Below are 16,581 nucleotides of genomic sequence, written 5' to 3'. Positions count from 1 at the left end.
ACGAGCGGGGCTGTAAGGCCGCGGGGTTAGTACGTGTCGTTCTTGGGGTTGGTGCCGGGGGCGGTTTTTTGGGCGACGGCGTTCATGCCTTCGAGGTGGCCGCGGAGCCATTTGTGGGCGGGGCTGCGGGCGTCGCGTTCGTGCCAGAGCATGTCGAGGTGCACGGCTGGCAGTGGGAAGGGCAGCTCTTTGTAGATCAACGCGTCCGTCATGCCGGTAGAGGCGATCAGGTGCTTTGGCAGCACGGTGATCAGGTCACTATTGGCGACCACGCGGCCGGCGGTGAAGAATTGGTTCACCGTCAGGAGGATGCGGCGTTCGCGTTGGATTTGCGCTAACGCTTCGTCGACCAGGCCGTGGGCGCGGCCGGAGAAACTCACCAGCAGGTGGTTGGCGGCGCAGTAGTTGTCCAGCGTTAGGTCTTGCTTGGCCAGCGGGTGGCCGCGGCGCATCACTGCGACGTAAATACCGGAATACAGGCGTTCGTGGCGGATCGGGGAACTTGGTTCGCTCATCAACTGCGCCGCTACGCCGGGGAAGAAGCCGACCGCGAGGTCGATATCGCCGCGCAGCAGCATCGGCCGCGGTTCGCGCGTTGTCAAAGGGACCATGCGGATGTTCACGCCCGGTGCTTCGCGTTCGATCGAGCGCATCAGGGAGGGCAGCCAGAACGCTGCCGTCGCGTCCGCCATCGCCATGCGGAAGGTGGCGTGGGTCTTGGAGACGTCAAAGGTCCCCGGCGTTACTGCCGATTCCAATGAGGCCAGGGCGCTGCGCACCTGCGGCCACAGCGCTTCGGCGCGCGGGGTTGGTTTGACGCCATATGCGGTGCGGATCAGCAAATCGTCGCCCAGGCTTTCGCGCAGGCGCTTGATGGCGTTCGACACCGCCGGCTGCGTCATGGCCAGGTGGCCGGCAGCGCGGGTCAGGTTCTGCTCAGTCATCACTGCGTCGAAAACGCGCAGCAGATTCAGGTCGAGGGTCAGAAAGCTCATCGGTCATTCACACCAATAATAATTGTTATCGAGAAACGGAATTGGCGTTATATGTTGCGGCGCACTATAGTGTCAATAGATTCTATAGGTATTGAAACTGGTATGTCTACTTACATTAACATCATCGAATTCGCACAGTTCCTGCCGCTGGTGATCCTGGCGCTGGCGCTGGCTGTCGTGTTCAAGCCGCTGCTGCGTGGTATCGCCCGCGCTGCCGTGCTTGTCGTTAAGCCAAAGTTGAGCAAAGAGGAACGCCTGCAGCGTCGCCTGATGCGCGACACCATGATGTTCAAGCGTATGCTGAATTCGATGGAAGGCTCCCCAAGCCATGTCGCCGAACTGCGCGCCATGGCCTGCCGCGCGTAAGCCTTCCGCAGCGCAGCAAATCAGTTCGTTTCTGGGGTCGGATTCGAAGCCGGTTTCTCGGCATTCCACAACAGCTTGGGCTTCAGGGACGAATCCACCGGCTTAGTGCCGATCCAGATGCGCATGATGGCGTTGAAAAACGCCTGGTCAGGCAGTGACTCGCCGACCTTCTTGCCATTCAGGAAGGACTGGGAACCGGCGCCCGGGGTCCAGTCGACCAGCAGCTCGTCACCCTTCTTCAGCCCTGGGAACTGGGCAAAAATCTCACCGAAAGCTTTGGTCTGCGGCAGCAGCTTGGTGCGCTCTTCCGCACTCACGTTGTCGTTCAGGCCCTTCATGAAGGCCATGCCGAAGTCGTCCGAGCTCAGGTCGCGCATCGCAACGATGCGGATGCGGCGCGGGCCTGGCGCAGCCAGCACGTCAGCGACAGTCGATTTCTTGTCTTGCAGGTAGAAGCCCAGCGCGTAGACCTTGAACACCAGCTTGGTGCGCACGCCTGCGCCGTTCAGTTTCAGTTCGTGTCCAGCTACCGTGACAGTGTCTGCAAATTTCACGCCGGCGACTTCTGCGGCGAATGCGGGCAGGCTGCTGGCGGCCAGGACGGCAGCGGCAACAGCGCTTTTCAATACGTTACGACGGGTAATGCTCATTTTGTCTCCGGTTAGTATGGGTAGCTATTTGCAATATAACGCAGAGCTACCCATTTGGGGAGACATCAGGCCTTATCTGCCTGCAACTTCTCGAATTTTGCCAACAATTGTTCCTTGCTTTCCCGCCAATCTGGATTGAAAGGAATGCAGGAAACCGGGCAAACCTGCTGGCATTGCGGTTCGTCGAAGTGCCCGACACATTCGGTGCACTTGTTGGGATCAATTTCGTAGATCTCCGGACCCATGTAGATCGCGTCGTTCGGGCACTCGGGCTCGCATACATCGCAATTGATGCAGTCGTCGGTAATCATTAAAGCCATGGCAATACTCTCTTACTCGCCTTTGCGGGCTGCGATCTTCTTGCGAAGCCAGCGGTCCACCGAAGGGAAAACAAACTTGGACACGTCGCCGCCAAGCTCGGCAATCTCGCGCACGATGGTGCCCGAGATGAATTGGTATTGGTCGGATGGGGTCAGGAACAGCGTTTCCACATCCGGCAGCATGTAGCGGTTCATGCCCGCCATCTGGAACTCGAATTCGAAGTCCGACACGGCGCGCAGGCCACGCACGATCACGCGCGCGTCATGCTCGCGCACGAAGTCTTTCAGCAGGCCGGAAAAACTCTCAACCTTGACGTTTGGATAATGGCCCAGTACTTCATTGGCAATTTCGAGCCTTTCTTCGAGGGTGAAGAAAGGATGTTTGTTCTGGCTGTCGGCCACGCCGACGATCAACTGGTCGAACAAGCCCGATGCGCGACGCACGAGGTCTTCGTGACCCCGGGTCAGCGGGTCGAAAGTACCCGGATAAACTGCTACAACCATTGCAACTCCATGCGTTTGGCTTCAATCAAAGAAGGATTATGCCTCATTTTCAGGCAAGGCCTGAAGCAGGTGGTAGTACACCATGCCCGCTTTGTCGGAGCGCACTACTTCCCAGCCTTCAACGGCGAGAGGCGCTTCCGCTTCGGCATAGACCAGGCCGCCGTCCTTCAAAAGGGGGCGGCACAGAGGCAGCGAGCGTTCCAGCAAACCTTGCTGGTAGGGCGGATCGAGGAAAATCAGGTCGAAACGGGCGCCGCGGCCGGCCAGTGATTGCGCCGTCGCCAGTGCGTCGCCGCGTTGGATGGCGATATTGGTGGCCATGAGCTTTTCGCGGTTGGCTTCCAGCTGGCGCACCACGGCGCTGTTGGCGTCGATCATGGTGACCTTGGCTGCGCCGCGGCTGGCGGCTTCGAAACCGAGGGCGCCGCTGCCGGCGAACAGGTCCAGCACCTGGGTGTCGCTCCAGGCGGCATCGTGCAGGTGGTTGATCCAGTTGAAGACGGTTTCGCGCACACGGTCTGGCGTTGGGCGCAGGCCCAATGCTTCCAGAACGGGCAGCGGGGTGCGCTTCCAGTCGCCGCCGATGATGCGGACCTGGTTGGGGACTTTCTTCTTTTGCATGGCCGGCATTATCTCATGCCGCGCTGCACAAAGGCTCAATGCGCCTGCGCCGCCAGGAGATTCAGGTCCTTGATCCAGCCTTCCATGCGCTTTTGGGCGTGTGCTTTTTGCTCCGGCGTCGAGACCTTCACCACGGTGTGGACAAGTTCCACCGTCGATTGCGTGTAGTTGTCGAAGAAGGCCTTGCGCTCCGAATAGCCAAAGCGGTCGAAGCCCGAACGTATCAGCTCTTCCACCCATTGCGTGGCCACTTGCTTGCTCGGTTGCTCGTGCATGATCTTGCGCGCCAGGCTCATGATCTTGAGCTGGCGCCGTATGCGCTCGTCCAGCCACAACTCGTTATTCAGCGGCCGTGCGTCGGATGCCTTGCGGATCGCGGCTTCCTGCTCGTCGCTGAAGCTGCCGAACCAGAGCTCAAACTGCTCCATCGATTTCTTGTAGCGGAATTTGTTTTGCTCCTCCGCGTCGCCTTTCATATTCTTTTTGCGGAAATCCAGGTTGTTCTTGGCGAATTTCTTCTCCATCACATCCAGCTGGTCGGGCCTGAGCGACAAGGCCAGTTCCGCGATGTCGGGCGCTGAGCGCAGCAGCAGCGCCTCTGTGCGGTCGCGGATATCCACATAATCAGCCATCAGGTCAGCCGCGCTGGGGTTGCCCTGCAGCTGGCGCTGGCCCTTCTGCAGCAACTGCACATAGTCCTGCAGCTGGGTCTTGCGGTGCCAGCGGAAGAAGTCGCCGATATCCTGCTTTACGTCCGCTTTTTGCTCGCTGTCGAAGTCGACATAGGCGTCGAGCCACCAGTACAGCAAGGTATCGCCATTGTTATAAGCAAACTTAAGGGAGCTGCATGCCGCGAGCAGAATGGCAAAAGCTAGCACGATCCACGTGTTAAACTTTTTCATATATCAACTCACACAAGAACATTACGGTCTATGAACGTCGTCATTCTCGCCGCCGGCATGGGTAAGCGCATGCAGTCGGCGCTGCCAAAAGTTTTACATCCCGTTGCTGGTAAGTCCCTGTTGTCCCACGTTATCGACACCGCGCGCAGCCTGTCTCCGGCTAAATTGTGCGTCATTTACGGTCACGGCGGCGCAGCGGTGTTGGCTTCGCTGGACAAGCATAAATCCGTTCCCGGTACCGAAATCTCAGCTGCCCTGCAGGAACCGCAGCTGGGCACCGGCCACGCCGTCCAGCAAGCCCTGCTCCACCTGGACGACGACCAGCCAACCCTGGTGCTGTACGGCGACGTGCCGCTGACTTCCGCCGCATCCCTGAAGCGCCTGGCCGAAGCCGCCGGCAAGGACAAGCTGGGTATCCTGACCGTGGTGCAGGACAACCCGTTTGGCCTGGGCCGCATCGTCCGCGTCGGCGGCGCCATCCAGCGCATCGTTGAAGAGAAGGATGCCACAGAAGCTGAGCGTCTGATCAAGGAAATTAACTCCGGCATCATGGTGATCCCGACCGCCAAGCTGAAACAGTGGCTGGGCAATCTGAAGAACCAGAACGCACAAGGCGAGTACTACCTGACCGACATCGTCGCCATGGCGGTGGAAGAAGGCGTGCAGGTGGTGTCGGCCCATCCAGCCGCGCCATGGGAAGTGCTGGGCGTGAACAGCAAGGCCCAGCTGGCCGAACTGGAACGCATCTACCAGCGCAGCGTGGCCAACGTCTTGTTGGACAAGGGAGTCACCCTGGCCGATCCTGCCCGCATCGACGTGCGCGGCGAGCTGACCTGCGGCCGCGATGTGACCATCGACGTCAACTGCGTCTTCGAAGGCAAGGTGGAAATCGGCGAAGGCGCGACCATCGGCCCGAACTGCGTGCTGATTAACGCGAAGATTGGCGCCGGCGCCAACATCAAGGCCTTTTCCCACATCGAGCAAGCCGTGGTGGGCGATAAAGGCCAGATCGGCCCATACGCGCGCCTGCGTCCTGGCACGGAGCTGGGTGAAGACGTCCACGTTGGTAACTTCGTCGAGATCAAGAACAGCCAGGTGGCCGCGCACAGCAAGGCTAACCACCTCGCCTACATCGGCGACGCCACGATCGGTTCGCGCGTGAATGTGGGCGCCGGCACCATCACCTGCAACTACGATGGCGTGAACAAGTTCCGTACCGTGATCGAAGACGGCGCCTTCATCGGCAGCGACACCCAGCTGGTGGCCCCGGTCACGGTGGGCGCTGGTGCGACCATCGGCGCGGGCACGACCCTGACCAAGAATGCGCCGGCCGGCCAGCTGACCATTTCGCGTCCGAAGCAGCTGACGATCGAAGGCTGGAAGCGTCCGGTTAAGCTACCGAAAACTGACGGCGGCGCTGGTAAGTAAATTTCACCAGCTCGGGGAAGAAGCGGTCAAAGCCGGCGGCGATCGCTTCGTAGTGCTGTTGCACTTCCCCGATACCTTCCCTTAGCAGGTGGCCATTGCGGCTTAGCCTGTCCGACATGCGGGTCAGCGCCAGCTCGACCCCGCTGAATTCCCCGTAAGCACCCAACCAGTCCTGCTTGATCAGCTTGGGCAGGATTTCGCGCAGCCGATCGGGCAGTTGCGCTTCATGCGAGGCCAGGGCGCCGTAAAAGCGCTCGATCAGCTCCGCACGAGGTTCTTCGCAGTATTCATCCCAGCGCTGGCTCAGGATGTGGTCGTAGAACACGTCCAGCACGATTCCCGCATAACGCCGCCGCCCCTCCGTGAACAGGCTTTTTGCCTCGGTGACGACCGGGTGGCTATCCGTGAACGAATCGATGAAACGGTGCAGCGCGATCTCGTTCGCAATCTCCGGCGCGTAGTGGTCACCACCGTTCGCCTTGACGAAATCGCCCAGCATGGCGCCGACCATCGCCTCGTCGCTATGGCGGGCCAGATAGATGTGTGCGAGGTAGTTCATGCCTCATTCTAGCGCTGTGGATAAAGATGTGTAAAAGCAGTCGTAATTCCGCCTGAAAACCGTGGGATAGCCTTGGGATAAGCAGCAATTGGTATCTCTGAATTGTCCACAAAGCACGCTGCGGCACGGGCGCTGTGGAAAAGCCTGGGGAATACTGGCTAATAAGCAGGGATAAACCAAAACTGTGGATAAAGATGTGGGAAACCCTGAGGAAAGCGCGAGGATATGCGGTGTGGAACGCCGAATAACTTCTCCGGCCGTGTGCGGCGCTGTGGAGAAATGTGTGAATAAGCCTGTGTCTATCCCGGTATAAGCCGGGATAACTGATTCAGACTGCGATACTGGTTTCGAACTTGCTGCGGAAAGTGGAAAAATACGCTTTTACATTCCGCACATTGGCCTGCCCAGCGAATAAACGGTGCGCTAACGCGTGGTAAGCCGGCATGTCGGTCACCTGCACGATCAGCACGAAATCCGGGCCAGGGGAAACCCGGTAGCATTGCAGCACCGCCGGCTCCGGCGCCACCAGGGCCTCGAATTCCGCCATTCGTTCAGCGGCTTGGATATCTAAGGAGATTTCCACAACCGCCGTCAGGTGCGCCCCCACCTTTTCCGGCGACACCAGGGCCACTTCGCGTTCGATCACGCCTGAATCGCGCAAATGCTTCACCCGGCGCAGGCAGGTTGGCGCAGAAACGTGGACCGAAGCTGCCAATTCGGCATTGGTTTGGGACGCATCTTTCTGCAAAGCGTTCAAGATACGACGGTCGATTTCATCAAAGTCCATAATTTGAAAGAATATTTCGCGCTATGCGCCATGCGAAATATTCTTTCACACTATAGCTAATTGAGAAAGCAAATTTCTCAAGGCCTGCTCTACCATTCATTCATTAACTTTCTAAAAGAGGTCGCGCATGTGCGGTATTGTTGGCGCTGTAGCCCAGCGCAATATCACCCCTATCCTGGTTGAAGGCCTGAAGCGCCTGGAATACCGCGGTTACGACTCCTGCGGCGTCGCCCTGCACCTGGACGGCAAACTGCAGCGTTCCCGCAGCACTTCGCGCGTGGCCGACCTGGAAAAGCAGATCAATGAAGGCGGCCTGAACGGCTTCACCGGCATCGCCCATACCCGCTGGGCTACCCACGGCGCCCCTGCTTCGCACAACGCCCACCCGCACTTCTCGCCAAGCGAAGCGGCCGCCCGCATCGCCCTGGTCCACAACGGCATCATCGAGAACCACGACGAACTGCGCGCCGAACTGACTGCGCTGGGTTATGTATTCACCAGCCAGACCGACACCGAAGTGATCGCCCACCTTGTCGACCATATGTACAACGGCGACCTGTTCGACACCGTCCAGCAAGCCGTCAAGCGCCTGCACGGCGCCTACGCAATCGCCGTCTTCTGCCGCGAAGAGCCGCACCGCGTGGTCGCAGCGCGCCAGGGCTCGCCGCTGATCGTCGGCATCGGCCAGGGTGAAAACTTCGTCGCTTCCGACGCCATGGCGCTGGCCGGCACCACCGACCAGATCATCTACCTGGAAGAAGGCGACGTGGTCGACCTGCAACTGGGCCGCGTATGGATCGTCGACGTCGACGGCAAGCAAGTGCAACGCGAAGTGAAGACCGTGCACGCCCACACCGGCGCCGCGGAACTGGGCCCGTACCGCCACTTCATGCAGAAAGAAATCTTCGAGCAGCCGCGCGTGGTCGGCGATACGCTGGAAGGCGTGACCGGCGTCATGCCGGAACTGTTCGGCGATGGCGCGTTCAAAGTGTTCAAGGAAATCGACCGCGTACTGATCCTGGCCTGCGGCACCAGCTACTACGCCGGCTCGACCGCCAAGTACTGGATCGAATCCATCGCCAAGGTACCGGTCAGCGTGGAAATCGCTTCCGAATACCGCTACCGCGACAGCGTGCCGAATCCTAAGACCCTGGTGGTGACGATCTCCCAGTCCGGCGAAACCGCCGACACCATCGCCGCACTGAAGCACGCGCGCAGCCTGGGCATGGAGCACACCCTGACCATCTGCAACGTGGCCACCAGCGCCATGGTGCGTGAATGCAAACTCGCCTACATCACCCGCGCCGGTGTTGAAGTTGGCGTGGCATCGACCAAGGCCTTCACCACCCAGCTGGCTGCCCTGTTCCTGCTGACCCTCAGCCTGGCGCAAGTGAATGGCCTGCTGACCGAAGAACAGGAAGCGGAACACCTGAAGGCCATGCGCCACCTGCCTTCCGCCATCGCCTCCGTGCTGGCGCTGGAACCGCAGATCATCGCCTGGGCCGAAGAATTCGCCCGCAAGGAAAACGCGCTGTTCCTGGGCCGCGGCATGCACTACCCGATCGCCCTGGAAGGCGCGCTGAAGCTGAAAGAGATTTCGTACATCCACGCAGAAGCCTATCCAGCCGGTGAACTGAAGCATGGCCCGCTGGCGCTGGTGACCGACGAAATGCCGGTCGTGACCATCGCCCCGAACGATGCCCTGCTGGAGAAGCTGAAGTCGAATATGCAGGAAGTGCGCGCGCGCGGCGGCCAGTTGTACGTCTTCGCCGACGTCGACTCGCGCATCACCTCCAGCGACGGCCTGCACGTGATCCGCTTGCCGGAAAACTACGGCCACTTGTCGCCGATCCTGCACGTGGTCGCCCTGCAGCTGCTGGCCTACCACACGGCCCTGGCACGCGGCACCGACGTCGACAAGCCACGTAACCTGGCTAAGTCGGTCACCGTCGAGTAATCAGGCGCGTTTCATCGATAGTTCCACATCTCCGGGGAGCGGCAGCGACAGGTAGCCGCCCTCCGGATCGCGCACCTTCGCCACGTACTCGGCGCAATAGTCGGCGTTGTCGGCGATGATCAGGGCGCCAGGGCGTAGGCGTTCCTCCACCAGCGCCAGCACGTCGGCATACAGGCCTTTCGCGCCGTCGAGCAGCAGCAGGTCGATTTGCTCCGGCAGATTGCTGCGCAGGGTTTCCAGCGCATCGCCTTCACGAATTTCCACCAGGTCCAGCAGTCCGCCAGCCGTGAGGTTGTCGCGGGCTCGTTGCGCTTTGGAGGGTTCGAACTCGGTGGTGATCAATTGGCCGCCGCCGTTGTCGCGCAGGGCTGCGGCCAGGTGCAGGGTTGAGATGCCAAATGAAGTGCCGAATTCGACAATCGTGCGGGCCTCGGCGCTGCGCGCCAGCATATACAGCAGCAGGCCTGTCTCGCGCGATACGGGAATCGCGGCCTCCTTCAGTTGCGCATAGATTTCACGGTATTCCGTCTTGCTGCTCAATATGTGCGCGCGTTGTTCTACCGGGAGCGCAGCGAAGGCCGCCATTGCCGGTACTTTGACACTTTCGGCGTCGGCAAACAGGCGTTCCAGCAGGGGCGCAACGGGGGCTGTGGTGAGGGTAATCATGGGGGTATTCCTTTCTGAAGTAAGAGCAGGAATAATATGAATAATTCTTCACATTTCATATTCGCGTTCCCTCCGCCCGCCATGACCGATCCCCGCAAGCCCCGTGTTTCCTCGCGCCGGCAGCCCAAACAGGCCCGTTCCAACGACCTCGTTGGCGCGATCCTGCAGGCAGCTATTCAGGTTTTGGCGAAAGAAGGCATCCGGCGCTTTACCACCACAAGGGTGGCAGAGCGCGCCGGTGTGAGCGTCGGTTCGGTTTATCAATACTTCCCGAACAAGGCGTCGATCCTGTTTCGCCTGCAAAGCGACGAATGGCAGCAGACATCGGCAATGCTATCGACGATCCTGCAGGACTTTGCCAAGCCGCCGCTGGAACGGCTGCGCCTTCTGGTCCATGCCTTTGTGCGCTCGGAATGCGAAGAGGCCGAGGTCCGCACGGCCTTGAACGATGCGGCGCCGTTCTATCGCGACGCACCGGAAGCAGCGGCCGCAAGGGAAGCAGGCGACCGCATGCTCCAGGCCTTCATGCTGGAGGTGCTGCCCGATGCCGGGGAGGCCAAGCGTGCCATGGCGGGTGACCTTGTCATGGCGACGATGAGCGCGGTAGGACAGCAGTTTTCCGAGACGCCGCGTACGGACGAAGAAATCACGGCTTACGCGGAGGCGCTGGCCGACATGATGTGCGCCTACCTGTCCACGTTTATACTGTCGCCATCATGAGCAAAACCAAACTCGCGGATTTCCTGTGCTTCGCCATCTATTCGGCCAACCTCACCTTCGGCAAGGCCTATAAGCCCCTGCTCGATTCGCTGGGACTGACCTACACGCAGTACATCACCATCGTCGCCTTGTATGAGGAATCCGGCCAGACGGTGAGCGAACTGGGTGAGAAGCTGTTCCTGGAATCGAATACGCTGACGCCGATCCTGAAGAAGCTGGAGGCATCGGGCTATGTGACGCGCGAACGTAGTGCGGCGGACGAACGCCAGGTGCTGGTCGGCCTGACTGATGCAGGCCGTGCCTTGCGTGAGCGAGCCTTTGACTCAGACTTGATGGAAGCTTGCGGATTGACCAGCGGGGAATTCGCCGAAACGCGCGACGCTGTACTTAAACTGCGCACCAACCTGGCCAAATCGCTGTCCAAGTCGCCATCTAAATAGCCGCGCTAAAGCTTTTGCAAGTGTTCGGCTGTCACGTCGCGCACAACGGCATAGAGCCTGGCAGGCCGCTGTGTACTTCCGTCAAATTCGACGCGGCCACTGAGCGCCAGCCGGCGTTCGACTCCGTCTTGTCCTTGAACGCGCAACTCCTCGTGGAAGAATCCGTCCCCGCCCGGTTCCAGCGCGCGGCGCAATGCGGACTCATGACGTTGGCGGTCGTCGGGATGGATCATCGATGCAACGGTATGCCGCCGCCCTAAGACCGCGTTGGCGGGCATGCCAAGCAGGGCTAGCATCCTTGCGTCGGCCTCGGCCCGGTCATCGCCCGGATACCATTCGTAATAGCCCAGGTCCGCTGCCTCAAGCGCCAACCGCAGCCGGTGCTCGGTGGCGCGCAAGGCATCTTCCGAAAGCTTGCGTGCGCTGATATCGTTAAACAGGATGCCGACGCGCGCCAGCGCAGGGTCGCCAACGCGGAACGCAAACACATCGTAAAAGCGCCCCAGCTCCCTGGCTTCGCGCTGGAAGCGCATTGGCTCGCCGGTTTTCGCAATTCGCCCGTAGACCTCGAACCAGTGCGGTTCGTGGCGCGAGGCGATCTCGCGCATCAACCGTCCGGGTGCGTTTTCGATCCCGGTTTGCGTTTCCATTGCCGGGGTGGTCTGGAGGAAGCGGTAATCCACCGGGCTCTCATCCGCATCAAACAAGACCTCGATGATGCAGAAGCCCTCGTCGATTGCGTCGAACAGCGAGCGGTACTGGCCCTCCGATTCGCTCAAGGCTTCAGTTGTCAGCTTTTGTTCAGTGATATCGCTGGCGGCGCCAAACCATTTCACGATGGTCCCGTTCTCATCCAGGAGCGGGATGGCACGGGAGAAAACCCAGCCTGTCGTGCCGTCAATGCGCAGGATACGGTGTTCCAGTTCGAAATAGCTGCGCGTTTCGATGGCATGGCTGATCGCGGACCAGACGCGCGCTTTCTCGTCCTCGGGGATATATTCCTGGCTCCAGTCAACGCGCGGAATCTCGGTCGTTGTGATGAAGTTCTTGCCTTCGAGTGAACGCATTTCCTACCAGTCTGCGCTCATCTCATAGACGATGTCCGATGTTGCGCTGATGAATGTCCTGAGCTTTTGCTCGGAAGCCCCGAGCGCCGCTTGTGAATGCTTTCGTTCAGAGATGTCGAAGAAGGTGAGTACCACGCCACCGATCTGGTCGTGTTGGGAATAATACGGCAGCACTCGCGCAAAAAACCATTTCTCACCCTGGCCGCGGACTTCATGTTCAATCGGCTCGCCGCCGTTGATGACGAGTGCTGCATCCGACATTAATCCTGGATAGTCGAGCGCGGCATGCAGGTCGCTCAGTGGCCGGCCGATGTCGGATGGGATAAGCCGGAACAGGTCGCGCGTACGCGGGGTGTAGCGCATGATCTTCAGTTCGCGGTCAAGGAATACCATGGGAATCGCAGCCGCATTCATGAGGTTGTTGAGATCGCTGTTTGTCTGCTCCAACTCGTTCAGCTTCTCGCTCAACAACTGGTTCACTGCGGTCAGTTCGGCATTCATCGAGCGCAGCTCCTGGCGATTGATGTCCAGCTCTTCCAGCGTTGCGTGCAGCTCTTGCGTAATGACCTGGAGCTGGCGCCTCTCCGCCGTATCGGGAGCGTCCTGCAGGCCAATGCCGCGCAGGCGTTGTTGCAACACATCGAGCTGGTTCTGCAGTTCGTTCAGGTTGGCGCTGGCGCGGCCGCCCTTTAAGCGCGCCGCCCTGCCGTACGCGACTTGCTCAATCGCCAAGGAGCGCTGGATGGCGTCGAAGCCGAGCCCTTCCGATTCCGCGTCGCGGCTGCGGCGATAGATGCGGTGCTTGTCATCGGCCGGCGCGAATGCTTTGCTGAACTCCTTCGGACCCTCTACGGGGCCAAGGAACAGGAGCCCGTTCGGTCCAAGCGAAAGGTCGAAGACATCGATGATGCGTTGTTGTCCCTCTGCGTTCAGGTAGATCAGCAAGTTGCGGCAGCTGATGAGGTCAATGCGCGCGAAATTAGGGTCCCATACAACGTCATGTTCGGCAAACAGAACGATCTGACGCAGCTCGCGCCGCACCCGGTAGCCGCTGGGCTCCTTCTGGAAGAAGCGCTGCAAGCGTTCCGGCCCTACCGCATTCGCGGTACTGGGGCGGTAAAGCCCTGTACGCGCTTTTTCAATGGCAGACTGGTCCAGGTCGCAGCCAAAGACCTCGATGCCGGGTGGGTGTGCAAGCGTGTGCGCATGCTCCAGGAGCAGCATGGCGATGGAATAAGCTTCCTCTCCGGTCGCGCAGGCGGGCACCCATACCCGTACAAAGTCTTCCTCTCCCTTGTCTTTGAAGAGTTCGGGGATAAATTGTTCCAGTGCCGAAAACGCTTCCACGTCGCGGAAAAACTCCGTTACGGACACCAGAAGATCGCGCACCAGGGAATCCGGTTCGGCCGCGTCGTTTTCAAGCAGTCGCAGGTATTAAGGGCCGTCGACGTAATGGACAAATTCCATCCGCCGCTGCAGGTGCCGAAGCAGGACGGCTTCCCGGTAGCATGAGAAATCCCGTCCCGTACGCCGGCGAAGCGCGACCACAGTATTGCGCACCAGTTCGGATTCCGCCTCTGTTAGCAGCAACGGCAGGTCGTTGCGAAGCGAGCGTTGTGCCGGCACCTGGCGTACCGGTTTGGCGATGCCAAAATTAGCCAGCAGACGCTCGGGCATATCTGCTACCCGCAGCACGGCACTGGCGCAACCACGATTTATCGCTGCGCGGGGCATGATGTCCTGCTGCGCTTCGTTCGGGTCCTGCGCCAGCGCCAGGCCGTCCGCTTTGCTGATCTTTTCCAGCTCGGCGGCGCCATCGGAATCAGCGCCTGAGAGCAGGATGCCGGCAATCGGTCCAAGCCCGGCTTCCGCCAGGGACGCAAATAGCACGTCAATCACTGCAACCCTTGCCGGAAAGGCGTCCAGAAGTTCAACCTTCAAGCGGTCATTGCTGCGGAAGATGACGCGGCCGGGAGGGATGACGTAGGCCTGGTTGGCGGCGAAAGGCATGTTGTCGCGCGCATGCATGACCTTCAGTGCGCAGTGTCTTTGGAGCAAGGCCGGCAACAGGCTTTCTTGGGTGGGTGTGAGGTGTATCGCAACGATAAAGGCGATGCCGCAATCTTCAGGGATCAGCTCAAAAAAGTGGACAAGCCCATCGACGCTACCGGCCGAGCCACCGAGCGCGACCAGTGGAATATCCAACTTTGCGACGCCATGTGTTGAGTGGCCGGGCATGCAGTTCCCTTCCAATATTGTTAGGGGATCACTTCAGCATAGTACTACGGCCACTCAAGCTGCATTTTCAATCGTCAGAGGCGCGGCATCTGCTTCGTGACGCAGTGAATGCCGCCGCCGCCGGCGGCAATCGGGTCGATATCGATTTGCACGATATCGCGGCCCGGATAGAGCTTGGTGAGCAGGTCGAAACAATAGCCGTCAGCTTCCGCGTCGCCGAATTGCGGTGCAATCACGGCGCCGTTGATTGGCAGGTAATTAATGTAGCCTGCGGCGAAATCGGGATTGTTTTCGGTGAAGCGGTTGCTGCGCGGGTTCGCCGGCGGCGGCAGGATGTGGATCTCCAGTTTGCGGCCATCGGCGTCGGTGGCGTTTTTCAGGATATCCAGGTGCTTGCGCGTGACGTTGTAGTCATAAGATTGCGGGTCGTCGTCGCGGTTCACCACCACCACGCCGGGACGCACGAAGCGGGCGTAGAAATCGACGTGGGCATCGGTGATGTCCTTGTCGCGGATGCCCGGCAGCCAGATGATCTTGCGTAGGCCGAGCCGCTGCTTCAGCTCCGCTTCGATCTGCGCCTTGCTCATGCGCGGATTGCGGTTGGCGTTGACCCAGCAGCTTTCCGTCATGATGCCGGTACCGTGGCCGTCCACTTCGATGCCGCCGCCCTCGCCGACCAGGGCGCTGACAAAATAGCTCGCCTCCAGGTCTTCGCTCAGGGCTTTGGCGACGCGGGTGTCGCTGCCGGCGCGCTGTTTGCCGCCCCAGCCGTTGAAGTTGAAGTCCACCACGCCCAGGTTGCCGGTGCCGTCGACCACGAAGCAACCGCCGTAATCACGCACCCAGATATCGTCCAGCGCTACCGGGAAGTAGTCGATATTGCTCGTGCCGCAATCGCGCTGCGCCAGTGACAGTTGCGCTGGGCGGCAGAACACGGTCACCGGCTGGTAGCGGGCAATGGCTTTGGCCAGCCGTGCCACGGCTGCATTGACCGGTGTCGCCCAATCCTTCCAGACCGTGCTCGATGCGGCGTAGGAGACGAATACGCGCTCCTGCGGCAAGTGCTCGTCGGGCATGTACCAGCTGCTTGCAGCGATACCGCGTGCGCACACGGCGCCTCCGGTCAATCCAAGTAAAGTGCCTGCGGCCATTTGCTGCATGAAGGTTCTGCGGGTCGGCATTGTGTCTCTTGTGGTAGCGGGTTGGTGGGTCAAACAGGTTCTTGTTGGGTAGTGCAGTGAATGCCGCCGCCACCGGCAGCGATGGCGTCGATATTCAACTGGACGATCTGGTGGCCGGGCAGCTGTGCAGCTAGTGCGCTGCGGGCGGCGGTATCGGCTGCCGCGTCGCCGAATTCGGGCAGGTACAGCGCTTTGTCCGTCAGCAGGAAGTTCACGTAACCCGCCGCGAAGTCCTTGCCCGAGTAGGCTGGACGCACCTGCTTAGGCGTTTCCAGCGTAATGATTTGCAATGGACGGCCACGCGCATCGCTTGCGGTGCGCAGCAATTCAAGGTGGCGTCGAGTTACAGTGTAGTCAAAGGAATTGCTGTCGTTGTCCATTGCTGCCACCACCACGCCGGGCTTGATGAAGCGCGCGTAGAAGTCGGTGTGGCCGTCGGTGATATCGCGCCCGGCGATACCCGGCAGCCAGATGATTTTGTCCAGGCCCAGCAGGCGCTTGAGCTCAACTTCCGCATCGGCCTTACTGACGCCCGGGTTGCGGTTGGCGTTCAGCACGCAGCTTTCAGTGATGATGGCCGTGCCTTGGCCGTCGACTTCGATGCCTCCGCCTTCCAGGACCAGTTTGCTGCGCACCAGGGGGATGCTGCTGAGCTCGGCCATGCGTGCCGCCACGGTGGCATCTCGTGCATGGGCCTGCTTGTTGCCCCAGCCATTGAAATTGAAGCTGAGTGCGGCGCGCTCCTGGCGTGCGTTGCGCACGAAAACGCAGCCGGTGTCGCGCATCCACAAGTCGTCAATAGCGTGCTCGATCAGCTGCACATTGGCGCCGCACAATTTGCGCGCCACGGCAGCGTCCTCCGGATTCACCAACATTTTCACCGGATGGTGGGCGCTGATTGCGTTGGCGATGCGCGCCAAAGCCTGCTGTACCGGTTGTTGCAGAGCAGCGCCCCAAATCGATTCGCGCGCCGCGAAGGCCATCCAGACCGCGCGCTGCGGGCTGCCCTCGTCGGGCATTTGCCAGGCGGCGGATGTTGGCTCGGGTGTTGGCTTTGGTTGCGGGATCACGGCGGGCGTGTCGCCGTGATCTCCGCCGCCACCGCCGCATGCGCTGATAAGTCCACCGACCAGGCCGAGACTGCCGAGTTGAAGGAAAGTACGTCGATTTGCCATATTGA

At 60.3% G+C, this 16,581-nt stretch carries 19 protein-coding genes; 5 read left to right on the top strand and 14 right to left on the bottom strand.

Annotated features, from left to right (window positions below; genetic code table 11):
• Positions 1 to 26: 26 nt before the first annotated feature.
• Positions 27 to 995: a LysR family transcriptional regulator gene (locus AC1RTP_RS08390; RefSeq protein WP_498606348.1), complete on the bottom strand. Its 969-nt coding sequence runs from the start codon at positions 993 to 995 to the stop codon at positions 27 to 29.
• Positions 996 to 1,097: 102 nt separating this feature from the next.
• Between AC1RTP_RS08390 and AC1RTP_RS08385 the strand changes: the two genes are divergently transcribed.
• The gene (locus AC1RTP_RS08385) at positions 1,098 to 1,361 is read left to right on the top strand and encodes a hypothetical protein (RefSeq protein ID WP_498606346.1); all 264 of its coding nucleotides are present in this window, start codon (positions 1,098 to 1,100) and stop codon (positions 1,359 to 1,361) included.
• Positions 1,362 to 1,381: 20 nt separating this feature from the next.
• Here the strand turns inward: AC1RTP_RS08385 and AC1RTP_RS08380 are convergent, their stop codons facing one another.
• The 5 genes from AC1RTP_RS08380 to AC1RTP_RS08360 form a co-directional block, all read right to left on the bottom strand.
• Positions 1,382 to 2,011: a chalcone isomerase family protein gene (locus AC1RTP_RS08380; protein ID WP_498606344.1), complete on the bottom strand. Its 630-nt coding sequence runs from the start codon at positions 2,009 to 2,011 to the stop codon at positions 1,382 to 1,384.
• A gap of 65 nt (positions 2,012 to 2,076) precedes the next feature.
• The gene (locus tag AC1RTP_RS08375; RefSeq protein ID WP_498606343.1) at positions 2,077 to 2,331 is read right to left on the bottom strand and encodes a YfhL family 4Fe-4S dicluster ferredoxin; all 255 of its coding nucleotides are present in this window, start codon (positions 2,329 to 2,331) and stop codon (positions 2,077 to 2,079) included.
• Between the two features lie 12 nt (positions 2,332 to 2,343).
• The gene (gene coaD, locus AC1RTP_RS08370; RefSeq protein ID WP_498606338.1) at positions 2,344 to 2,835 is read right to left on the bottom strand and encodes a pantetheine-phosphate adenylyltransferase; all 492 of its coding nucleotides are present in this window, start codon (positions 2,833 to 2,835) and stop codon (positions 2,344 to 2,346) included.
• 36 nt (positions 2,836 to 2,871) lie between these two features.
• Positions 2,872 to 3,456, bottom strand: coding sequence for a 16S rRNA (guanine(966)-N(2))-methyltransferase RsmD (rsmD, locus tag AC1RTP_RS08365; RefSeq protein WP_498606333.1), 585 nt, complete (start codon positions 3,454 to 3,456; stop codon positions 2,872 to 2,874).
• A gap of 35 nt (positions 3,457 to 3,491) precedes the next feature.
• Positions 3,492 to 4,358 carry a DUF6279 family lipoprotein gene (locus AC1RTP_RS08360; RefSeq protein WP_498606331.1) on the bottom strand — a complete coding sequence of 289 codons (867 nt, stop codon included), beginning with the start codon at positions 4,356 to 4,358 and terminating at the stop codon, positions 3,492 to 3,494.
• A gap of 30 nt (positions 4,359 to 4,388) precedes the next feature.
• On the opposite strand from AC1RTP_RS08360, the gene glmU reads away from it, so the two are divergent.
• Positions 4,389 to 5,786, top strand: coding sequence for a bifunctional UDP-N-acetylglucosamine diphosphorylase/glucosamine-1-phosphate N-acetyltransferase GlmU (gene glmU / locus AC1RTP_RS08355; protein WP_498606329.1), 1,398 nt, complete (start codon positions 4,389 to 4,391; stop codon positions 5,784 to 5,786).
• Here the strand turns inward: glmU and AC1RTP_RS08350 are convergent.
• Both AC1RTP_RS08350 and AC1RTP_RS08345 read right to left on the bottom strand, forming a co-directional pair.
• Complete coding sequence (locus tag AC1RTP_RS08350; protein ID WP_498606326.1) at positions 5,749 to 6,345, bottom strand: acyl carrier protein phosphodiesterase; 597 nt, start codon at positions 6,343 to 6,345, stop codon at positions 5,749 to 5,751. The two genes, glmU and AC1RTP_RS08350, sit on opposite strands and share 38 nt — an antisense overlap.
• 328 nt (positions 6,346 to 6,673) lie before the next feature.
• Entirely contained in the window at positions 6,674 to 7,132 is a 459-nt protein-coding gene (locus AC1RTP_RS08345) for an Lrp/AsnC family transcriptional regulator (protein WP_498606322.1), read from the bottom strand.
• Positions 7,133 to 7,259: 127 nt separating this feature from the next.
• Between AC1RTP_RS08345 and glmS the strand changes: the two genes are divergently transcribed.
• Positions 7,260 to 9,089, top strand: a complete 1,830-nt coding sequence (glmS, locus tag AC1RTP_RS08340) for a glutamine--fructose-6-phosphate transaminase (isomerizing) (RefSeq protein WP_498606320.1) — start codon at positions 7,260 to 7,262, stop codon at positions 9,087 to 9,089.
• On the opposite strand, the gene AC1RTP_RS08335 is transcribed toward glmS, so the two are convergent.
• Positions 9,090 to 9,755, bottom strand: coding sequence for an O-methyltransferase (locus AC1RTP_RS08335; protein ID WP_498606317.1), 666 nt, complete (start codon positions 9,753 to 9,755; stop codon positions 9,090 to 9,092).
• An 81-nt stretch (positions 9,756 to 9,836) separates the two neighbouring features.
• On the opposite strand from AC1RTP_RS08335, the gene AC1RTP_RS08330 reads away from it, so the two are divergent.
• Both AC1RTP_RS08330 and AC1RTP_RS08325 read left to right on the top strand, forming a co-directional pair.
• Complete coding sequence (locus tag AC1RTP_RS08330) at positions 9,837 to 10,475, top strand: TetR/AcrR family transcriptional regulator (RefSeq protein WP_498607142.1); 639 nt, start codon at positions 9,837 to 9,839, stop codon at positions 10,473 to 10,475.
• Positions 10,472 to 10,915: a MarR family winged helix-turn-helix transcriptional regulator gene (locus AC1RTP_RS08325; protein WP_498606314.1), complete on the top strand. Its 444-nt coding sequence runs from the start codon at positions 10,472 to 10,474 to the stop codon at positions 10,913 to 10,915. Before AC1RTP_RS08330 ends, AC1RTP_RS08325 begins: the two co-directional genes overlap by 4 nt.
• 5 nt (positions 10,916 to 10,920) lie before the next feature.
• On the opposite strand, the gene AC1RTP_RS08320 is transcribed toward AC1RTP_RS08325, so the two are convergent.
• The 5 genes from AC1RTP_RS08320 to AC1RTP_RS08300 form a co-directional block, all read right to left on the bottom strand.
• Positions 10,921 to 11,982: a PAS domain-containing protein gene (locus AC1RTP_RS08320; RefSeq protein WP_498606310.1), complete on the bottom strand. Its 1,062-nt coding sequence runs from the start codon at positions 11,980 to 11,982 to the stop codon at positions 10,921 to 10,923.
• A gap of 3 nt (positions 11,983 to 11,985) precedes the next feature.
• On the bottom strand, positions 11,986 to 13,371 hold the full coding sequence (locus AC1RTP_RS08315; protein ID WP_498606308.1) for a CheR family methyltransferase: 1,386 nt from the start codon (positions 13,369 to 13,371) through the stop codon (positions 11,986 to 11,988).
• A 45-nt stretch (positions 13,372 to 13,416) separates the two neighbouring features.
• On the bottom strand, positions 13,417 to 14,187 hold the full coding sequence (locus tag AC1RTP_RS08310) for a chemotaxis protein CheB (protein WP_498606306.1): 771 nt from the start codon (positions 14,185 to 14,187) through the stop codon (positions 13,417 to 13,419).
• Between the two features lie 107 nt (positions 14,188 to 14,294).
• Complete coding sequence (locus tag AC1RTP_RS08305; RefSeq protein ID WP_498606304.1) at positions 14,295 to 15,401, bottom strand: agmatine deiminase family protein; 1,107 nt, start codon at positions 15,399 to 15,401, stop codon at positions 14,295 to 14,297.
• Positions 15,402 to 15,430: 29 nt separating this feature from the next.
• Positions 15,431 to 16,576, bottom strand: coding sequence for an agmatine deiminase family protein (locus AC1RTP_RS08300; protein WP_498606301.1), 1,146 nt, complete (start codon positions 16,574 to 16,576; stop codon positions 15,431 to 15,433).
• Positions 16,577 to 16,581 lie beyond the last annotated feature (5 nt).

It is taken from the genome of Pseudoduganella sp. GW821-FHT11H04 (assembly GCF_058807935.1).
This window is presented reverse-complemented; position numbering and strand designations above follow the sequence as displayed.

Excerpts from the sequence above, each read along its gene's own strand:
- AC1RTP_RS08330 (WP_498607142.1), top strand. The coding sequence starts at position 9,837 with ATGACCGATCCCCGCAAGCCCCGTGTTTCCTCGCGCCGGCAGCCCAAA.
- AC1RTP_RS08380 (WP_498606344.1), bottom strand. The coding sequence starts at position 2,011 with ATGAGCATTACCCGTCGTAACGTATTGAAAAGCGCTGTTGCCGCTGCC.
- AC1RTP_RS08300 (WP_498606301.1), bottom strand. The coding sequence starts at position 16,576 with ATGGCAAATCGACGTACTTTCCTTCAACTCGGCAGTCTCGGCCTGGTC.
- glmS (WP_498606320.1), top strand. The coding sequence starts at position 7,260 with ATGTGCGGTATTGTTGGCGCTGTAGCCCAGCGCAATATCACCCCTATC.
- AC1RTP_RS08350 (WP_498606326.1), bottom strand. The coding sequence starts at position 6,345 with ATGAACTACCTCGCACACATCTATCTGGCCCGCCATAGCGACGAGGCG.
- rsmD (WP_498606333.1), bottom strand. The coding sequence starts at position 3,456 with ATGCAAAAGAAGAAAGTCCCCAACCAGGTCCGCATCATCGGCGGCGAC.
- AC1RTP_RS08360 (WP_498606331.1), bottom strand. The coding sequence starts at position 4,358 with ATGAAAAAGTTTAACACGTGGATCGTGCTAGCTTTTGCCATTCTGCTC.
- AC1RTP_RS08345 (WP_498606322.1), bottom strand. The coding sequence starts at position 7,132 with ATGGACTTTGATGAAATCGACCGTCGTATCTTGAACGCTTTGCAGAAA.
- coaD (WP_498606338.1), bottom strand. The coding sequence starts at position 2,835 with ATGGTTGTAGCAGTTTATCCGGGTACTTTCGACCCGCTGACCCGGGGT.
- AC1RTP_RS08390 (WP_498606348.1), bottom strand. The coding sequence starts at position 995 with ATGAGCTTTCTGACCCTCGACCTGAATCTGCTGCGCGTTTTCGACGCA.
- AC1RTP_RS08320 (WP_498606310.1), bottom strand. The coding sequence starts at position 11,982 with ATGCGTTCACTCGAAGGCAAGAACTTCATCACAACGACCGAGATTCCG.
- AC1RTP_RS08335 (WP_498606317.1), bottom strand. The coding sequence starts at position 9,755 with ATGATTACCCTCACCACAGCCCCCGTTGCGCCCCTGCTGGAACGCCTG.
- AC1RTP_RS08305 (WP_498606304.1), bottom strand. The coding sequence starts at position 15,401 with ATGCCGACCCGCAGAACCTTCATGCAGCAAATGGCCGCAGGCACTTTA.
- AC1RTP_RS08385 (WP_498606346.1), top strand. The coding sequence starts at position 1,098 with ATGTCTACTTACATTAACATCATCGAATTCGCACAGTTCCTGCCGCTG.
- AC1RTP_RS08375 (WP_498606343.1), bottom strand. The coding sequence starts at position 2,331 with ATGGCTTTAATGATTACCGACGACTGCATCAATTGCGATGTATGCGAG.
- AC1RTP_RS08325 (WP_498606314.1), top strand. The coding sequence starts at position 10,472 with ATGAGCAAAACCAAACTCGCGGATTTCCTGTGCTTCGCCATCTATTCG.
- glmU (WP_498606329.1), top strand. The coding sequence starts at position 4,389 with ATGAACGTCGTCATTCTCGCCGCCGGCATGGGTAAGCGCATGCAGTCG.